This is a genomic window from Rhizobium sp. RSm-3 (assembly GCF_001854685.1).
Lineage (GTDB): Bacteria > Pseudomonadota > Alphaproteobacteria > Rhizobiales > Rhizobiaceae > Rhizobium > Rhizobium ecuadorense.
The window spans coordinates 133,003-149,586 of sequence record NZ_MAWZ01000009.1 but is presented as its reverse complement, the minus strand read 5'-3'; the positions used below and the strand labels follow the sequence as shown (position 1 = coordinate 149,586).

19 protein-coding genes are annotated in these 16,584 nt (G+C 62.1%); 9 read left to right on the top strand and 10 right to left on the bottom strand.

Going from position 1 to position 16,584, the window contains the following annotated elements:
- Window positions 1-16 precede the first annotated feature (16 nt).
- From hutU to BBJ66_RS11900, 3 genes are all read left to right on the top strand, one after another.
- Complete coding sequence (gene hutU / locus BBJ66_RS11910) at window positions 17-1,690, top strand: urocanate hydratase (RefSeq protein ID WP_071087162.1); 1,674 nt, start codon at window positions 17-19, stop codon at window positions 1,688-1,690.
- A 5-nt stretch (window positions 1,691-1,695) separates the two neighbouring features.
- Window positions 1,696-2,271: a HutD/Ves family protein gene (locus BBJ66_RS11905; protein ID WP_071087160.1), complete on the top strand. Its 576-nt coding sequence runs from the start codon at window positions 1,696-1,698 to the stop codon at window positions 2,269-2,271.
- Window positions 2,272-2,444: 173 nt separating this feature from the next.
- Entirely contained in the window at window positions 2,445-3,074 is a 630-nt protein-coding gene (locus BBJ66_RS11900; protein WP_071087158.1) for a J domain-containing protein, read from the top strand.
- 30 nt (window positions 3,075-3,104) lie between these two features.
- On the opposite strand, the gene BBJ66_RS11895 is transcribed toward BBJ66_RS11900, so the two are convergent.
- On the bottom strand, window positions 3,105-3,758 hold the full coding sequence (locus BBJ66_RS11895; protein ID WP_244511660.1) for an AraC family transcriptional regulator: 654 nt from the start codon (window positions 3,756-3,758) through the stop codon (window positions 3,105-3,107).
- Window positions 3,759-3,995: 237 nt separating this feature from the next.
- On the opposite strand from BBJ66_RS11895, the gene BBJ66_RS11890 reads away from it, so the two are divergent.
- Together BBJ66_RS11890 and BBJ66_RS11885 are read left to right on the top strand one after the other, a co-directional pair.
- A complete protein-coding gene (locus BBJ66_RS11890) occupies window positions 3,996-5,201 on the top strand; it encodes an MFS transporter (RefSeq protein ID WP_071087198.1) in 1,206 nt (401 codons plus the stop codon).
- Window positions 5,198-5,758, top strand: a complete 561-nt coding sequence (locus BBJ66_RS11885; protein ID WP_083335552.1) for a methylated-DNA--[protein]-cysteine S-methyltransferase — start codon at window positions 5,198-5,200, stop codon at window positions 5,756-5,758. Before BBJ66_RS11890 ends, BBJ66_RS11885 begins: the two co-directional genes overlap by 4 nt.
- 178 nt (window positions 5,759-5,936) lie before the next feature.
- On the opposite strand, the gene BBJ66_RS11880 is transcribed toward BBJ66_RS11885, so the two are convergent.
- From BBJ66_RS11880 to BBJ66_RS11860, 5 genes are all read right to left on the bottom strand, one after another.
- Window positions 5,937-6,638 (bottom strand): DUF899 family protein, encoded by a 702-nt coding sequence (locus BBJ66_RS11880; RefSeq protein ID WP_071087156.1) that lies wholly within the window; start codon window positions 6,636-6,638, stop codon window positions 5,937-5,939.
- A 247-nt stretch (window positions 6,639-6,885) separates the two neighbouring features.
- Complete coding sequence (locus BBJ66_RS11875) at window positions 6,886-7,788, bottom strand: NADP-dependent oxidoreductase (RefSeq protein WP_071087154.1); 903 nt, start codon at window positions 7,786-7,788, stop codon at window positions 6,886-6,888.
- Between the two features lie 88 nt (window positions 7,789-7,876).
- Window positions 7,877-8,275 carry a DoxX family protein gene (locus tag BBJ66_RS11870; RefSeq protein ID WP_071087153.1) on the bottom strand — a complete coding sequence of 133 codons (399 nt, stop codon included), beginning with the start codon at window positions 8,273-8,275 and terminating at the stop codon, window positions 7,877-7,879.
- A 29-nt stretch (window positions 8,276-8,304) separates the two neighbouring features.
- Window positions 8,305-8,685 (bottom strand): glutathione S-transferase N-terminal domain-containing protein, encoded by a 381-nt coding sequence (locus tag BBJ66_RS11865; RefSeq protein ID WP_071087152.1) that lies wholly within the window; start codon window positions 8,683-8,685, stop codon window positions 8,305-8,307.
- Window positions 8,682-9,524 (bottom strand): DODA-type extradiol aromatic ring-opening family dioxygenase, encoded by an 843-nt coding sequence (locus BBJ66_RS11860; RefSeq protein WP_116429629.1) that lies wholly within the window; start codon window positions 9,522-9,524, stop codon window positions 8,682-8,684. The genes BBJ66_RS11865 and BBJ66_RS11860 overlap by 4 nt, the downstream gene beginning before the upstream one ends.
- A gap of 127 nt (window positions 9,525-9,651) precedes the next feature.
- On the opposite strand from BBJ66_RS11860, the gene BBJ66_RS11855 reads away from it, so the two are divergent.
- Both BBJ66_RS11855 and BBJ66_RS11850 read left to right on the top strand, forming a co-directional pair.
- Window positions 9,652-10,551: a LysR family transcriptional regulator gene (locus BBJ66_RS11855; RefSeq protein ID WP_071087150.1), complete on the top strand. Its 900-nt coding sequence runs from the start codon at window positions 9,652-9,654 to the stop codon at window positions 10,549-10,551.
- A 743-nt stretch (window positions 10,552-11,294) separates the two neighbouring features.
- The gene (locus tag BBJ66_RS11850; protein WP_071087148.1) at window positions 11,295-11,930 is read left to right on the top strand and encodes an alpha/beta hydrolase family protein; all 636 of its coding nucleotides are present in this window, start codon (window positions 11,295-11,297) and stop codon (window positions 11,928-11,930) included.
- Here the strand turns inward: BBJ66_RS11850 and BBJ66_RS11845 are convergent.
- The 4 genes from BBJ66_RS11845 to pcaQ form a co-directional block, all read right to left on the bottom strand.
- Window positions 11,927-12,598: an RES family NAD+ phosphorylase gene (locus BBJ66_RS11845; RefSeq protein ID WP_071087146.1), complete on the bottom strand. Its 672-nt coding sequence runs from the start codon at window positions 12,596-12,598 to the stop codon at window positions 11,927-11,929. The genes BBJ66_RS11850 and BBJ66_RS11845 overlap by 4 nt on opposite strands.
- Window positions 12,595-13,119, bottom strand: a complete 525-nt coding sequence (locus BBJ66_RS11840; RefSeq protein ID WP_071087144.1) for an MbcA/ParS/Xre antitoxin family protein — start codon at window positions 13,117-13,119, stop codon at window positions 12,595-12,597. Before BBJ66_RS11840 ends, BBJ66_RS11845 begins: the two co-directional genes overlap by 4 nt.
- A 94-nt stretch (window positions 13,120-13,213) precedes the next feature.
- Window positions 13,214-13,903, bottom strand: coding sequence for a methyltransferase family protein (locus BBJ66_RS11835; protein WP_071087142.1), 690 nt, complete (start codon window positions 13,901-13,903; stop codon window positions 13,214-13,216).
- Window positions 13,904-13,921: 18 nt separating this feature from the next.
- Complete coding sequence (pcaQ, locus tag BBJ66_RS11830) at window positions 13,922-14,839, bottom strand: pca operon transcription factor PcaQ (protein ID WP_049732521.1); 918 nt, start codon at window positions 14,837-14,839, stop codon at window positions 13,922-13,924.
- Window positions 14,840-15,375: 536 nt separating this feature from the next.
- Between pcaQ and pcaD the strand changes: the two genes are divergently transcribed.
- Both pcaD and pcaC read left to right on the top strand, forming a co-directional pair.
- A complete protein-coding gene (pcaD, locus tag BBJ66_RS11825; RefSeq protein WP_071087140.1) occupies window positions 15,376-16,185 on the top strand; it encodes a 3-oxoadipate enol-lactonase in 810 nt (269 codons plus the stop codon).
- Complete coding sequence (gene pcaC, locus BBJ66_RS11820) at window positions 16,182-16,580, top strand: 4-carboxymuconolactone decarboxylase (RefSeq protein ID WP_049732519.1); 399 nt, start codon at window positions 16,182-16,184, stop codon at window positions 16,578-16,580. The genes pcaD and pcaC overlap by 4 nt, the downstream gene beginning before the upstream one ends.
- Window positions 16,581-16,584: the final 4 nt, after the last annotated feature.

The following is a 16,584-nucleotide window of genomic DNA, read 5'->3' as shown; positions in this document are numbered from 1 at the left end:
CAACAGGGGAACCGCCATGACCAATCCACGTCACAATATCCGTGAAATCCGCGCGCCCCGCGGCAACGATCTCAATGCCAAGAGCTGGATGACCGAAGCGCCGTTGCGCATGCTGATGAACAATCTCGACCCCGATGTCGCCGAAAATCCGAACGAGCTCGTCGTTTACGGCGGCATCGGCCGCGCCGCCCGCACCTGGGAGGATTTCGACCGTATCGTTGCGACGCTGAAGACGCTGACGGAAGAAGAAACGCTGCTCGTCCAGTCCGGCAAGCCGGTCGGCGTGTTCCGCACCCACAAGGATGCGCCGCGGGTGCTGATCGCCAATTCCAACCTGGTGCCGCATTGGGCGACCTGGGATCATTTCAACGAGCTGGATAAGAAGGGCCTTGCCATGTACGGCCAGATGACGGCCGGCTCGTGGATCTATATCGGCACGCAAGGCATCGTGCAGGGCACCTACGAGACTTTCGTCGAGGCCGGCCGCCAGCACTACGGCGGCAATCTCAAGGGCAAATGGATCCTGACCGGCGGCCTCGGCGGCATGGGCGGCGCCCAGCCGCTGGCTGCCGTCATGGCCGGCGCCTGCTGCCTCGCCGTCGAATGCAATCCGGACTCGATCGATTTCCGCCTACGCACCCGCTATCTCGACGCCAAGGCCGAGACGCTCGACGAGGCGCTGGAGATGATCGACCGCTGGACCAAGGCGGGCGAAGCGAAATCCGTCGGGCTGCTCGGCAATGCCGCCGAAATCCTGCCGGAAATGGTCCGCCGCGGCATCCGCCCCGACATGGTCACCGACCAGACCTCGGCGCACGACCCGATCAACGGCTACCTGCCGAAGGGCTGGACGATGGCCGAATGGAAGGCCAAGCGCGAGAGCGATCCCAAGGCGGTGGAAAAAGCGGCACGCGCCTCGATGCGCGAGCATGTCGAAGCGATGATCGCTTTCTGGAATGCCGGCATTCCGACCCTCGACTACGGCAACAATATCCGCCAAGTCGCCAAGGAAGAAGGCTTGGAAAACGCCTTCGCCTTCCCAGGCTTCGTGCCGGCCTATATCCGCCCGCTGTTCTGCCGCGGCATCGGCCCCTTCCGCTGGGCGGCCCTCTCAGGCGACCCGGAGGATATCTACAAGACCGATGCCAAGGTCAGGGAGCTGACCCCCGGCAATACCCACCTGCACAACTGGCTCGACATGGCCAGGGAGCGCATCGCCTTCCAGGGCCTGCCGGCGCGCATTTGCTGGGTCGGTCTCGGCGACCGTCACCGCCTGGCGCTGGCCTTCAATGAAATGGTCAAAAACGGCGAGCTTTCGGCGCCGATCGTCATCGGCCGCGATCATCTCGATTCCGGTTCCGTCGCCTCGCCGAACCGCGAAACCGAAGCGATGAAGGATGGCTCGGACGCCGTCTCCGACTGGCCGCTGCTGAACGCCCTGCTCAACACCGCCTCGGGCGCCACCTGGGTATCGCTGCATCACGGCGGCGGCGTCGGCATGGGCTTCTCCCAGCACTCCGGCGTCGTCATCTGCGCCGATGGCACCGACGATGCGGCAAAGCGTCTCGAGCGGGTGCTCTGGAACGACCCGGCGACCGGCGTCATGCGCCACGCCGATGCCGGCTACGACATCGCCCTCGACTGCGCCCGGGACAAGGGCCTGCGCCTGCCCGGCATTCTCGGGAACTGAGCCTCGTGAGGATCCTGCGCGCTGCCGATCACAAGCGCATGCCGTGGAAAAACGGCGGCGGCGAAACGGTGGAGATCGCCGTTTCGCCCGAAGAGGCCGGCCTTGCCGGTTTCGACTGGCGCGTCAGCATGGCGACCGTCGGAGCCGACGGGCCGTTCTCGATCTTTCCCGGCATCGACCGGACGCTTGTGATTCTCGACGGCAACGGCATGGCGCTCGACATCGAAGGCAAAACGCCCGCGCTGCTGACGACGGCGAGCGATCCGCTCGCCTTCCCGGCGGATATCCCGGTCGCCGCCAGGCTCCAGGACGGCGCGATCACCGATCTCAACGTCATGACCCGCCGCGACGGGCTCGTCCACACGCTGGTTCGGATCGACATCGATGGCGGCAGGATCGTACCGCTGACGTCGTCGACATGCCTGCTTCTCTGCCATCGCGGCGGCCTGTCGTTCCGGCAGGGCGACGGGACCGGCACGCTTGCATCAGGCGATGCGCTGCTGATGACGGATGCGGCGGGAACCGAACTCAAAATCGATGGCAAGGCAATCTGTTATCTTGCTTCGATCGCCACCGGCTGATCTTAGCGCAACCGATTGAAAAAATTGGACAATCGAAAAACGGCCCGGGCATTCGCGCGAACCGTTGCTTTTTCGGGCCATGGACGTCATTCCTGCTTTCGGTCTAAACTTCGCCTTTCTGATGCAGAAGAAGACCTAGACTGCCCACCACGTTGGGTAGCAAGGGAGCAGGCGTGACGGATCCATACGATATTCTCGGCGTTGAACGCGATGCGAACGAGACGCAGCTGAAGGCCGCCTATCGGCGTCTGGCCAAGGTCGCCCACCCCGATTCGGGCGGAGATACAGACGCTTTCGACACTTTGCAGAAGGCCTATGGGCTGCTTCTCGATCCCGTCCGCCGCAAGGTTTATGACGATACGGGCTATGACGTCGAACTCGCCGACGCCGCCGAGTTGCAGGCGCTCGTCATGATCGAGAAGCTCGTCACCGACGCCGTGCTCGACGAGCGCGTGCCTGGAAGTTTCGATCCCGTCGCCGTCATGCAGGAAAGCCTTTCGGAGGAACTGCGCAAGGCGCGGTTCAGCAAGAGCGAGCTGGAACGCCACGCCTCGCGCATCGGCCTGCATCTGGAACGGCTCGAAAAGCAGTCCGGCCGCGATGTGCTCGCGCACATGTTCCGTGCCCGCATCGAAGCCATCGGCAAGGCGGTCGCGGAAACCGAGGCGAAGATCAAGGCAGCGGAACGCGCCGCCGACATGCTCGCCGGCTATGTCTACGACGTCGATCCGTCACCGCTGCCGGAGGCTTCGGTCGCCAATCTCGAATGGATCGAAACGTCGAGAAACCGCTCCACCGGCTGACGGAACAATCTGGCCGGGGGTGACCGGAAATCAGCGCAGCCCAAGGTATGCCAATGGCGGTTTGCCGAACGCACGTTTAAACATGATCGTAAACGCGGCCGGGTTCTCGTATCCCAATTCCATCGCCACTGAGGTCACAGATTGACCGGCGGAGAGTTGTGGCAAAGCTGAAAGAAGACAGGCCTGCTGCCGCCACCCGACAAAACTCAACCCGGTCTGCTGTCGGAAAATGCGTGTGAAGGCACGCCGGCTCATTCCAAGCTCCCTGCTCCAGTTATCGATCGTCTGACGAATGTTTGGCTGCCCCACGAACTCCCTGCACTTTTTGGCCAAGCGTTCGTCCGATGGAAACGGCAGTGACAAAGGCAGACCCGGCAGCCGTTCCATCTCGTATAGCGTTAAATCCATCAGTGCCTGACTGCGGCCATCGGCTTCCTTATCGAGAGAAAGTCGCACCACTTCGCCTATCAGACTCCTCATGAATAAAGTGATCTCAAGAACCTGGCAGTGCAGTGGCATAGCTTCTACGCGGTCGGTTTCGACATAAAGGCTTTGCATTCGGACCAGGCCCACCGCGCGAACGCTATGCCGCATGCCCGCCGGGATCCACATACCGCGATGCGGCGGCATCACCCATTTTCCTTCCGGTGTGGTCAGGACAATAAGGCCTGAGGTCGCGTTCATAAGCTGGCCGCGTCGGTGTTCGTGGGGCTCTATCAAAAATCCGTCGGCGTAATCGTGGCCGAGCCCGATTACCGGCCGGGGAAGGTGATCAACCTTATCGATGCGAGGACTGCGCATGCCGTGGCCCATTCTCGTAATATTGCGGCCCAATATCGGTGGATGGGCAGCGAACAGAGCCTTAATCTGGAATGCACGATGGGGCAACCCGCTCCACTTTTCCGCATCGAGGTTGTCGAAATGTCGATTGCTGCGTCACCGCCGCCCATTAAAGCCGAAACGGCAGTTTTCTCGGTTCTGGGTGCAGCCAGCTTATGTCATTTTCTAAATGACATGATGCAGGCCCTGCTGCCTGCGGTTTACCCGATCTTGCAAAGCAATTTTACGCTTTCGTTCGCGCAAATCGGAATTCTGACCCTCATTTACAACCTGACAGCGTCAATTCTGCAGCCGTTCATTGGGGCATACACGGATCGGCGGCCTATGCCGTATTCACTCCCGGTCGGGATGGCATCTTCCATGTTGGGCCTCATCACCCTTGCCTATGCCCCAAGCTACGAGGTGCTGCTTGCGGGCGGGGTGTTGCTGGGGCTTGGCTCATCGATCTTTCATCCGGAGACCTCGCGGATAGCTCGTCTGGCTTCAGGTGGATCGCACGGCCTGGCACAATCCCTGTTTCAAGTCGGCGGCAATTTCGGGTCAGCTGTCGGCCCGCTCGCGGCGGCCTTCATCATCCTTCCGCGCGGGCAAGACGGCCTTGCGTGGTTCGCTCTGGCCGCGTTGGCAGGCATGATTATCCTGACGGCTCTGGGACGTTGGTACAAACAGAATGGCCACGCGGAACGCCCGAAATCTGGCGCTGTTGTTCGACATTCGACCCTTTCCCGAAAAAAGGTGTTGGTCGTCATGGCGGTGCTGATCGCTCTGCTGTTTTCGAAATACATCTACCTCGCCGCCTTCACGAGCTACTACATCTTCTACCTGATGGAAAAGTTCGGCTTGAGCACTCGGGACGCACAGCTTTACCAGTTTGTGTTCTTCGGTGCGGTCGCGGCCGGCACGATCGCTGGCGGGCCGATCGGCGACAGGCTCGGCCGGAAACTGGTGATCTGGGTTTCCATTCTAGGGGTTCTTCCCTTCACCCTGGTTCTTCCGCACGTGGGTCTTGTCCCGACCGTTGCCTTGAGCGCCATCATAGGTTTCGTGCTCGCCTCCGCGTTTCCGGCGATCGTTGTCTATGGGCAGGAGCTGATGCCAGGCCGGGTTGGAATGGTTTCCGGGCTGTTCTTCGGATTCATTTTCGGGATCGGTGGTATCGGCGCGGCGATGCTTGGCGCATTGGCTGACTGGAAGGGCATCGTTTTCGTATTCGATATCTCCGCCTTCCTTCCGGCGATCGGCATCCTCACCATTTTCCTCCCGAATGTGCGGGAAATCAAAGCATGAGGCCGGCGAACTCACATGGCGGTGCAGTGAAAAAAGTGACGCTTATCACCGAGCATCTGCGCACACCGATCGGAACCCTCTTCCTTTTCAGCGAGGAAGACGGGACACTTCGTCTGGCGGATTGGGAAGATCTGTCGGAGCGGATGAACAAGCTTTTGATCCGCCATTTCGGCATCGACGGCTTGATAAACCGAGCCAGCAACCAGCGAAGCCCGTCCCACGAAGCCCTGGAGGCCTATTTTGATGGTGACCTCAACGCCCTTGCAAACGTACGCGTGAAAACAATCGGAACCCCATTTCAGATCAAGGTGTGGGAGCAACTTTGTCTGATTCCGCCTGGTTCAACGATCAGCTACGCCGAGCTTGCCCGCCGCGTCGGGAACCCGGCCGGTACCCGGGCAGTGGGCGCGGCGAATGGAGCGAACTTCATAAACATCGTCGTCCCCTGCCATAGGGTGATCGGATCCGATGCCTCTTTGACCGGGTATGGGAGCGGCCTTTCGCGCAAACGATGGCTCCTCGATCATGAAAACGGAGCAAAACCTCTCTTCGTTTGAACAGACCGGCTCAGCGAGACATGTGCCTGACAGCCTATTTGATCCCGGGGAGGCACTCCATTCTCTCCCAATTGGGGAGCGCCACGGGTGCTCCCCTTTTTTTGCTTGAGTGAAAATACCGCCTTGCTGGGAAGACACAGCTGTCCCTCGCCAGCTCCTGTCGATGGGTCCGTCAAACTCAATAGGACAGCTTCGGATACCAGTCCGGTGCCCGGCCTTCCGGCGTCGTGTCGATCAGGGTCCAGAGCGGCATCAGGTCGGGCGCGCCGCGAGGGTCCTCGCCGGGATCGGAGGTGACGTCGCCCATTTCCTGGCTCCAGAAGTGGCGGATGGTCCCGTCGCGCCGCGTGAAGACGTTGAAGGCAGCGCCATCGCCGCCGTCCCTGCCGACCGCGTGATAATCACGGCTGTATTCATCGGTCAGGTCGGAATAGAGCGGCAGGTGATGCCAGCCGCGCTCCTTCTTGAAGGCGAGCAGCTTTCCGATCGGCGAGCGGGCAACGACCACAAGGGCGGCGCGCTGCTGGATGTCGCGCACTTCGCCGTCCCAGGCCGACAGCAGCGAGGTGCACATCGGGCACGGGCGCTCGCGTTGGGGGCCGAACATGTAGCTGTAAACGATCAGCGTCTGCTTATCCGCGAAGAGCTCGCTGAGCGAGATCGGCCCGCCGACGCCTTCGAAGCGATAATCCTTCTTGACTTCGCCGCCCGGCGGCAGCGCCCGCCGCTGCCTCGCGACACGCTCGATGTGCCGGCGCAATTCGATCTCTTCGGCGAGCAGCGCGTCGCGGGCGCTACGATATTCCTCGGTCTCATTGGGAAACCGGACGCCATTCTTTGCCGCAAGCACGGCTGCAGGAACCAGATGCTGGTTATCCATGACATGTCCTCCTTCTGTTGCCGCGCGTCTCTGACGCGCCCAAGGACGCGCTGAAGCCGCAAAGGGAATTCTAGCACATCGTTGGCATGACGATCGGAGGATGCGAAAACCGACAGGGGCGACAGGAAAAATCCGCCTTTGAGGAGCAGCGGAACAGAAAAACTGCACAAGCGGCCGAGACGGCCGGCATGAAGAACGTCGTGCCGGTCGATGGGGTTTACGCGCCGCGGGGCCGCGTCTCTATCTTTCAGTGTTTGAGAACGACCTTGCCGGGAGCCCCTGCCGCAACCGCGTTCTGGGCAAGGCCGATCTGCTCCAGCGTGAAGGTGTGGGAAATCGGGATCGCCAGCTCACCGCTGGCGGCGGACGCCAGAATAGCCTCGAGCATGGCCGCGTCGGTGCGGTGGTAGAGTTCACGGACGATAACGCGGCCTGCGGCATTGGCGCCTTCCGGCACCGGAACGATGCTCGCAACGGTGCCACCGTCGCGGACATGACCGATGAGGTTGCCGGCCACCGGGCCGGCCGTGCTGATCGCATAGTCGAAGTTCGAGCTTGCGGCGGGAACCGTGATGTCGAGCGCTTCGCCCGCCAGCCCCCGGCCTTCGTTGAGGCGCTCGGGCCGGACGCCGGCAACCGGCTGGGCGCCGATCTGCTTGAGGTATTGGATGGCGGACCGTCCGACCGTGCCGAGGCCGCCGGAAACCAGAACCCGGTCGCCGGCCTTGACGCCGAGCGCTTCGACGGTCTGCCGGCCGGTAAGACCTGCCTTGACCAGCGAGGCGCCCTGCTCGAAGCCGAGTGCGGCGGGCAGCCTTGCGATGGATGTCGAGGGAACGACACCATACTCTGCATGGGCGCCTTTGCCGTTTGCGGCAAAATCGGCGACGACCCGCTCGCCGACCGCAAAACCGGTCACGCCTTCGCCGAGGGCCGAGATGGTGCCGGCGGCGTCACCGCCGAGCACGGCCGGCAGCGGAAGCGGGATATACTGGGCCATGAAGCCCTGGCGGAGAATGAGATCGAAAGGGTTGACGGCGGATGCCTCGATCTTGATCAGGACTTCGCCCGGTCCGGGCTTCGGCGCCGGAAGGTCCGCGATTTCGAACTGGTCGACATCACCGTAGGATTTGAGAAGTGCCGCTTTCATGGCGTCTCCAGAATTTCAGCGTTTCGTTGCGCCTATGCCCAATTGCCGCCCGGCAGCCGGGCATAGGCGATTTCCGGATGGCGCCGTCTCAGGCCGTGGCGGGACGACGCGTGTTGTCGAGCGTCCAGGCACCGCCGCCGGCAAAGGCGATATAGAGGAAGATGAAGCAGAACAGGATGGCGCCTTCGCCCATGTTCAGCGCCGGCCAGAAGCCATACGGCATATGGCCCATGAAATAGGCGGCAGCCATTTCGCCCGAAGCGATGAATGCTGCGATGCGCGTTTGAAATCCGACGAGCATCAGAGCAGAGGTGATCACCTCGATTGCGCCTGCAATCAGCAGGAGGGCGGGCAGCGGATAGGGTACGCCTTGAATCGGACCCGGAAACTGCAGAAACTTCATGGTGGCATGTTCGAGGAAGAGCAGCGCCGCCATGATGCGCAGAAGTGCGAGGACGTATGGCGTCCATTTGCCGGTATTGATCATCGAGTTTGTCCAAAGAGGTTGATGGGAGGTCAGGCGGCGGAGGCCGCCTTCTTCAGTTCCTGGTTTTCTTTCCAGAGCTTCATCGACATGGCGAAGACCCCATCGACATAGTTCCGGTAAACCGTCATGCCCGCCGGATCGCGGCCGACCTTCGCTGCAAAAAATACAATGATATCGTCGGATTCGGTGACGTAGCGGCCGGGCTCGAGCTGCGCCGAAGGAAAGCTCACTCTGTCGAGATGCGGCGACAGCTCCGCCCGGATCTTCTCTTCCTGCTCGGTTCCAGGAACGAAATCGCGGCTTTCCACGTCCGATGCCAGACCCGATTCCAGAAGGAAGAGGCGAACCTTGAGGCAGAAGGGGCAGTTTTCCTTGAGGTAGACGATCGGCTTGAAGGTTTCGCTGGTCATTGCGCATATTCATGTGATTTCGAGGGCACGCGGCCGAAACGGAAGCTCGATGCGGCGAGCCCGCCGGCGAAGTCCTTCTGGTGATAGGTGGTGGCGCCGGCTTCGTTCTCGGCGGCGCCGACCACCACCATCAGCGGGATGAGATGGTCTTCGCGCGGATGCGCCGCCCGCGCAGCCGGCGCCTGCTGCCAGTCGATCAGCCGCTCGGTGCGCTTGTCGCAGGCCGTGTGAACCAGCGTTTCCTGAAGCCAGGCGTCGAAGCGGCGGGACGGCTCATATCCGCCCGTGCCGCGCATCGCCGAAAGGTTGTGATAGCTGAGACCGCTGCCGATGATCAGGACGCCCTCGTCACGCAACGGCGCAAGTGCCCGGCCGACGCTGATGTGCAGCGCCGGATCGTAACCCGCATCCAGCGAAAGCTGCACGACGGGGATGTTCTCTTCCGGATAGAGCGGCTTCATGATGCTGAAAGTGCCGTGATCGTAACCGCGGGTCGGATCGAGCGCCGCTCCGATGCCGCTCGCCCGCAGCAGATGCCGCACGCGGTTTGCGAGATCGGGCGAACCGGGGGCATTGTAGGTGATGTGATAGAGGTGTTCGGGAAAGCCGTAATAATCGTAGACCATGCCCGGCTTGACGCCCGACGATATGGCAAAACCATCCTCTTCCCAGTGACCCGAGACCACGAGGATCGCCTTCGGCGCATCACCGAGTTCGGCGCGCATGTCGACCAGCGACTGTTCGAGCACATCGAAATTGCGGCGGAATTCACCTGTCATATAGGGCCAGGGGCCGCCGCCATGGCTGACGAAATAGGTCGGGAGTCTGGAATTTGTCACCGGAATTGTCCTTCGCATCATTGCCACGAGCATGGGGCGGTGCTTCGATGGGAAGATTTTGATTTTTTCTCTGTTATTGATCAATGTGGCGGATATTGAAGAACCATTTCCTGGATGTTGATGATCAATGGACGCGTTGATGAGCCTGCGGGTGTTCTGCACCGTCGCCGAACTGAAAAGCTTCACTGCTGCCGCCGATCGCCTTGGCGTTTCACCGGCAATGGCGAGCAAGCATGTGATGCAGCTCGAGAACCGGCTGGGAACGCGGCTGCTCAACCGAACCAGCCGCCATGTCAGCCTGACGGAGACCGGGCGGCTTTATTTCAACCAGACCAGGGAGATGCTCGAACGGCTGGACGAGGTGGAAGACGCCATCGGCAATGTGACGGTGGCGCCCCGCGGTACCCTGAAATTGAGTGCGCCGGTTTGGGCGGCAACCGGCTGTTTTACAGACATGCTGGCAGCCTATAACCGGCGCTACCCCGATGTCTGCCTGGACTTGGATCTCAGCGGCCGGCTGGTGAACCTGGTTGACGAAGGTTTCGATCTTGCGCTGCGGGCAACGTCGCAGGACCGGCTCGATCCCGGTCTCGTCGCCCGCCCACTGACGAATGTGCAGTTTCGTCTCATGGCCTCGCCGGACTATCTCGCGCGAACCGGACGGCCTCAGAACGTCGCCGAACTCAACGGCCATGCATTGCTTCGCTACTCCGGCGTCAACCTCGGGGAAAGCATGTCGCTGGAAGGTCCGGACGGGCCACACAAGATCACCTTCCGCACCGTGATGCTCAGCGACAATGAGACAATTATGCATCTCGCGGCCCTGCGCGGCATGGGCCTCGCCTTCCTGCCGGCATGGATGGCCGAGCAGGATATCGAAGCCGGCCGCCTGGAAATCGTGCTTCCCGCCATCACACTCGGTTTCAACAGCACACTTTACGCCGTCTATCCGAGCCGCAAATATCTCTCCGCCAAGGTCCGCACCTTCATCGACTTTCTGACGGCGAGCACCCGGGAGATGGGATAATCCTGCTCAGCGAGAAAACGGCGGGGCGAAAAAAATCCCACTTCGGAATCCCGAAATCCCCCCGCTTCGGGATTCCGAAATCCGACGCGTTTTCAGCGTCGTCGCCGCAGGAAAATATGCAGCGATTTCAACGGTGCAGCCAATTTCGGGATTCCGAAGTGCTATATAGAGTATGGTGGGAGTTGATCCCCATCGCACCAGCATGAACCCAAGGCCGTTAGAGCCTTTCCTGGTTAGATTGAAGCATTCTGCCGGAGCAGGTTTTCGTCAGGGCAAAGGCGATTGGCGAAGGACATACCTCTTGGTACGTCCGAGCCGATCGCCTTTGATCCTGGCTAGAGATGCCCGGCCCACCGGCCGCACCGCTTCGCCACGGCGAAGCGATCAGTGCGTCCGGCGATTCCCAAGTCTTGCAGATTTGCCAGGCAAATCTGCGGGAGGGTTGGCTGAAACGGGCCGGCTGATCGACCGGCCGGCTTGGCCGTAGAGCTGGGCTACGACGCGCGCCGGCCGGTCGACCATCCGACTCCGTTTGAGCCAACAGAATGCTTCAATCTAACCAGGAAAGGCTCTAGTCCAGCCGATATCCGAAAAGCAAAAAGGGCGCTCGACCCTTGCGGGGAGCGCCCTTATCCTGTCGGACAGCGAACAGTTCGACGACGTCGATACCGCGCGCATCCATTTTTCAGGCAGGAGCCGTATATGGACCCTTCAGGCCTGACTTTCAAGGGACAGTTTTGCCGATGTCTGACAGGTTTCTCCTTCAAGGCCCCCGTGATGCCCGCTTCACCATTCTGCTGGCGCATGGCGCCGGCGCGCCGATGGATTCGGCATCGATGACATCGGCGGCGGAGGCGCTCGCCACGGTCGGTTTCCGTGTGGCCCGTTTCGAATTCGCCTATATGGCGGCGCGACGCACGGCGGAGGGCCGCAAGCCGCCACCGCGGGCCGAAACGCTCAATCCCGAATATGAGGCGGCGATAACCGCGCTCGGTGCCGATGGTCCGCTGATCATCGGCGGCAAGTCGATGGGCGGCCGGGTCGCCAGCATGATCGCCGACGATCTCTATCGCAGGGGAAAAATCGCCGGGCTGCTCTGCCTCGGCTATCCCTTCCATCCGCCCGGCCAGCCGGAGAAGCTGCGCACCGGCCATCTCACCGGGCTCGCGACGCCCGCGCTGATCTGCCAGGGGACCCGCGATGAATTCGGCACCCGCGACGAGGTGCCAGGCTATGATCTCTCCGACAGGATCGAGATCCTCTGGCTCGAGGACGGCGACCACGACCTCAAGCCGCGCAAGACGATCTCGGGTTTTTCGGCTGCCGATCACCTTGCCACGATGGCGAAAGCGGCCAGGGCCTGGGCGGAACGCCTCTAGCTTGCAAGCTTCCTGACATCGATGCGACGGTCGGTGGGGGAGACGGTGATTTCGAAGTGGTCTGCCTGCACCACATCGCGAATGTTGCGCGGCCGGTGCGCGGCGATGTTCACCCCGCCTCTCAGCCGGACGCTGTCATAGAGAATGCCGGCGCCGCCGCTCGAACGCACCTGCTCACCCAAAATCTGCGACACCGCATAGCTCGCGCCGTCATAGACGTCGGGCCGCAGCGCCTGTTCGCCGCGAATGTCGAGATAGTCGCCGATCAGGATGGCCGAATAACTTCGATAGGTGCGCGCCATCGTCGCCACTCCGCGCGCGACAGCCTCGCGCCGGAGATGATGGCCGACCTCGGCGGCGGCTGTCTTCAGATTGTCGGCGGCATACCAGGCGCCGAGATCGGGGCCGTTGAAGCGCATGCCGCCGGGGGCGACATGCAGGAAGGCGGCCATGACGATGCTGGCATTCGCAGTGCCGTAAACCCATTCATCCCTGGGAAGCCGCTGGATGCGGTCGGCGACGAGGCGATCATTGGTCCAGCCGACGAGTTCCATCACGGCTTCGAGGTCGGCCGCCCGCGTCACCGTGTCGAAAAGCCCGATCGGCGGAAATTGCGATGGGATCAGCCGGCAGGAGGGACGCGGCGCCTCGACAAAACGGTCACTCACCGGAAGACGATGTCCGCATCTTCGTAAGGCGTGAAGGCCTCGTCGAGCTTGTTCGGCTGCATATAGACGCCGCCGCGGGCGCCATCGAGAAAGCGGCGCACGGTCATCAACCCGTCCTGGGTTCCGTTGGTGACGATATCGAGCGGTGGATGGCCGCCGAAAACCGGCGCCTGATGCGGCATGCGCAGCCAGGCGACGCCGGCGCGTTCGTCGGCAAACAGCACGCCGAGCGCCTGATGGATGCCGAGCACGGCTGAAATGCGGGTCAGCGTATCGGCATCGAGCGTGAAGGCTCCGTGCTCGCGCGCCTGCTTGGCCCAGTTGTGATAGGTCGACCGGGAGGGATAGCCGAGCACAAGCAGCCGCTGCTCTTCGCTCAGCCGCCAGAGATCGGCGATCGCCAGGAAGGTTCGTAGCGCAGGGGCGCTCAACCTCTTGCGGCTTGCCGGAGCAAACCGCTCTGTGTCCAGTCGCTGTGGCCCCAGGCTTTCCCGTTGCTCCCTGCGTCGTGCATGCTGCATAACAGCCTCCAGTCTCGACTTAGACATAGTCCAAATCTGGGCATACATCAACCAGATTTCAAGAGGTTGCCATTTCCGATTGCCGGTTCGGGCGTCACCATAAACCAGGCAGTAGCCGGTAGCGGACCTTGCGGCGGTATTCGGCATAACCCGGCAGGTCTCTTACCAAATGCTTCTCCTCGTCCAGCAGCCGCGCGACGAGTCCGCCTAAGGCAGGAGGGATGGCAAGCAAGCCCCAATACGAGCCGAGCGACAGCGGTATGCCCATGAAGAGCACAAGCGCCGCCGCATACATCGGATGACGCATGATGCTGTAGAGCCCGCTCGAAATGACCCGCTGATCCCTGCGGATCTCGACCGTCGCCGAGGCGAAGTTGTTCTGCCGCAGGACCAGGAAGCAGCCGTAAAAGCCTGCTGCGACCAGGATGTTGCCGAAAATCACAACCGACGCCGGAACGGCCGAGCCGCCGAACCGATAATCTAGCGCCGAGCCGATGAAGAGCGCAATCAGCACGATGCCGTTGAAAAGCTGAATACGCTTCTGTGCCGGCTCCCGCTCCGCGGCCGGCCCGACATGCAGCCGCTGTTCCAGCAAGGCGCGGTCATATTTCAGGAAATAGGCTGTCGTCGAAACGATCCAGGCGGAGAAATTGAGAAAGAACAGCCAGCCCTGCCAATAGGACAGCGAACCTGCAGCGACGAAGATCATCACCGCGAGCACGGCGACGAATTTCACCGTCGCCTCGGTCGCCCGCCTGCCGAGATTCTTCTTTTGACCCTCCATCGGCCCACCTCCATTATATCAGGAAACCTCTCCTGCCGCCTCGCGGATCGTCTGCATCAGGATCGATTGCGGCGCCGACGGCACGGCATCGGCGCGCATCGTCAAGCCGACCGGGCCTCTGGTCTCGCCGGTATCGACCGGCAGCAGCGCCAGCCGCCCGTCGGCGACGTCATCGGCAACCACGCCGTTGGAAATGATCCAGATCGCATCGCTCGAGCGCAGGAAAGCCCGGCCGAAGGAATCCGACACCGTCTCGATCTGGTTCGGCAGGCTGGAGACGCCGTTGGCGATGAGGAAGTTTTCGACCACCGGCCGGATGATCGAACCCCGCGTCGGCATCAGCACCGTGTAATCGCCGAAACCTGAGAAGGGCGATTGCCCGGCGTCGAGCAGCGGATGACCGGCGCGCACGGCAAACACCACCTGCTCGGAATAAAGATGCTCGAAGGAAAAACCCGCCATCTTCTCCGCACCCGCCAGACGTCCGACGACCATGTCGAGATCGCCGACGCGAAGCTGCTCCAGCAGCACGGCATTCTCGCCGGTGACGATCTTCACCCGGCTCCAGGTCTGTTCTTTGAGAAAGAGCTCCATCGCCCGCGGCATGATGCGCGACGACACCGTCGGCAGGGCGCCGATGCGGATCGGTGGCGCATCGGCAAACTGCTCCTGCGAGACGGAATCGAGACCCTGGCGCAAAGCCGTCAGCGCCGCCCCGGCGTGCCGCAGAAAGACCTCGCCGTACCGGGTGATCTTGATGCCGCGGCCGTCGCGCTCGAAGACGTCGACACCCAGCGCCTGCTCCAACTCGCGGATCGTCTTCGTCACCGCCGGCTGGCTGACATGCAGCAACTCAGCCGCCTTCATGACACTCTTCTGCCGCGCCACCTCGACAAAGGTCTGCAGATGGCGAAACTTGACGCGGCTGTCGATCATCGCTCGCATAACTCCTGGGTTATCGAAAGGCTGATAAATATCATTTTACTTAACCGGATCAACCGGTCAATTTTGCTGTCGGAGTATTTCTGATTGGATGGGCGAGTTTGGCGAGAAGCCTACCCGTACTCTGTCATCCTCGGCCCTGAGCCGAGGATCCATGCCGCGGCGGCTGGTGGATGCCGCGTGGATGCTCGGGTCAAGCCCGAGCATGACGGAGGGTGGAGAGACGGACAGAGCCATTCGCGGCGTTTGACGCCCGTGTCGGAAACGCGCTTGCCGGCGGAACTGACCTGATGAAGATGGCAGTGACGTGCAATTTGTGAGGGGCGCCTCCCCCACTCTCTGTCATCCTCGGGCTTGACCCGAGGATCCATGCCCCGGCTGCCGGTGGGGGCCGCGTGGATGCTCGGGTCAAGCCCGAGCATGACGGAGAATGGAGGGACGGACAGAGCCATCGCGGCGTTGTCGCGCTCCCGCCAGCGGAACCAAACAATGCCGGCCCCTCGGCTGAGCCAACTTGATGAGGACATGACGTGCAGTTCGCCAGCATAAACGACGTGACGATCCACTATCAGGTCATCGGCGCGCCCGCCGACCGGCCGGTGATCGTCTTCATCAACTCGCTCGGAACGGATTTCCGCATCTGGCGCGACGTCGTGGTGCGGCTTGCCGGCGACTTCGCCATCGTGCTTTACGACAAGCGCGGCCACGGGCTTTCCGATGTCGGCCAGCTGCCCGCATCGATCGAGGACCATGCCACCGATCTCGCCGGCCTGCTCGATCTGCTCTCGGTCAAGAATGCGGTCATCTGCGGCCTCTCCGTCGGCGGTCTTATCGCCCAGTCGCTCTATCAGCGCCGGCCGGATCTCGTCGGCGCGCTCATTCTCAGCGACACCGCCCCTAAGATCGGCACGGCGGAAAGCTGGAACGCCCGCATCGCCGCGGTCGAGAAAAACGGCATCGCCAGCATTGTCGACGCCATCATGGAGCGCTGGTTCACGCCTGCCTTCCGCCGGCCCGAGAACACCGCCTATTCAGGCTATTGCAACATGCTGACGCGCCAGCCGGTCGAGGGTTATATCGCCACCTGCGAAGCGATCCGCGATGCCGATTTCACCGGAGCGGCCAAGAGGATCGCTGTCCCCACAATCTGCATCGTCGGCGACCAGGACGGCTCGACGCCGCCCGATCTCGTGCTTTCCACAGCGAAGCTCATCCCGGGCGCCCATTACGAGGTCATCCCGGATTGCGCCCATATTCCCTGTGTCGAGCAGCCGGAAGCGCTGACGGCGATCATCCGCACCTTCCTGACATCTCTTCCTGCTGGAGGAACCAACCGATGAACGAGACCGCCTCCGAGCGCTACCGGCAGGGCATGGCGACCCGCCGCGCCGTGCTCGGCGACGCCCATGTCGACCGTGCTGCGGCCGCGGCAACCGAGTTCGACCGGCCCTTCCAGGAACTGATCACCGAAGCCGCCTGGGGCCATGTCTGGTCGCGCCCGGGGCTAAGCAAACGCGAGCGCTCGATCGTCACCATCGCGCTGCTCGCGGCACTCGGGCAGGACGACGAGGTCGCCATGCATGTGCGCGCCACCGCCAACACAGGTGCGACCCGCGAGGATGTCTGCGAGGCGCTCCTGCATGTGGCGATCTATGCCGGCGTTCCCGCCGCCAATCATGCGATCAAGATCGCCAAGCAGGCCTTTGAACAAATGGACGCCGAAAAGGCGGCCTGAGGGA

What these genes read in the sequence shown, in the direction of transcription:
- hutU (WP_071087162.1), top strand. Translation starts at nt 17, where the DNA reads ATGACCAATCCACGTCACAATATCCGTGAAATCCGCGCGCCCCGCGGC.
- BBJ66_RS11895 (WP_244511660.1), bottom strand. Translation starts at nt 3,758, where the DNA reads ATGAACGCGACCTCAGGCCTTATTGTCCTGACCACACCGGAAGGAAAA.
- BBJ66_RS11890 (WP_071087198.1), top strand. Translation starts at nt 3,996, where the DNA reads ATGTCGATTGCTGCGTCACCGCCGCCCATTAAAGCCGAAACGGCAGTT.
- BBJ66_RS11885 (WP_083335552.1), top strand. Translation starts at nt 5,198, where the DNA reads ATGAGGCCGGCGAACTCACATGGCGGTGCAGTGAAAAAAGTGACGCTT.
- BBJ66_RS11880 (WP_071087156.1), bottom strand. Translation starts at nt 6,638, where the DNA reads ATGGATAACCAGCATCTGGTTCCTGCAGCCGTGCTTGCGGCAAAGAAT.
- BBJ66_RS11875 (WP_071087154.1), bottom strand. Translation starts at nt 7,788, where the DNA reads ATGAAAGCGGCACTTCTCAAATCCTACGGTGATGTCGACCAGTTCGAA.
- BBJ66_RS11870 (WP_071087153.1), bottom strand. Translation starts at nt 8,275, where the DNA reads ATGATCAATACCGGCAAATGGACGCCATACGTCCTCGCACTTCTGCGC.
- BBJ66_RS11865 (WP_071087152.1), bottom strand. Translation starts at nt 8,685, where the DNA reads ATGACCAGCGAAACCTTCAAGCCGATCGTCTACCTCAAGGAAAACTGC.
- BBJ66_RS11855 (WP_071087150.1), top strand. Translation starts at nt 9,652, where the DNA reads ATGGACGCGTTGATGAGCCTGCGGGTGTTCTGCACCGTCGCCGAACTG.
- BBJ66_RS11850 (WP_071087148.1), top strand. Translation starts at nt 11,295, where the DNA reads ATGTCTGACAGGTTTCTCCTTCAAGGCCCCCGTGATGCCCGCTTCACC.
- BBJ66_RS11840 (WP_071087144.1), bottom strand. Translation starts at nt 13,119, where the DNA reads ATGCAGCATGCACGACGCAGGGAGCAACGGGAAAGCCTGGGGCCACAG.
- BBJ66_RS11835 (WP_071087142.1), bottom strand. Translation starts at nt 13,903, where the DNA reads ATGGAGGGTCAAAAGAAGAATCTCGGCAGGCGGGCGACCGAGGCGACG.
- pcaQ (WP_049732521.1), bottom strand. Translation starts at nt 14,839, where the DNA reads ATGATCGACAGCCGCGTCAAGTTTCGCCATCTGCAGACCTTTGTCGAG.
- pcaC (WP_049732519.1), top strand. Translation starts at nt 16,182, where the DNA reads ATGAACGAGACCGCCTCCGAGCGCTACCGGCAGGGCATGGCGACCCGC.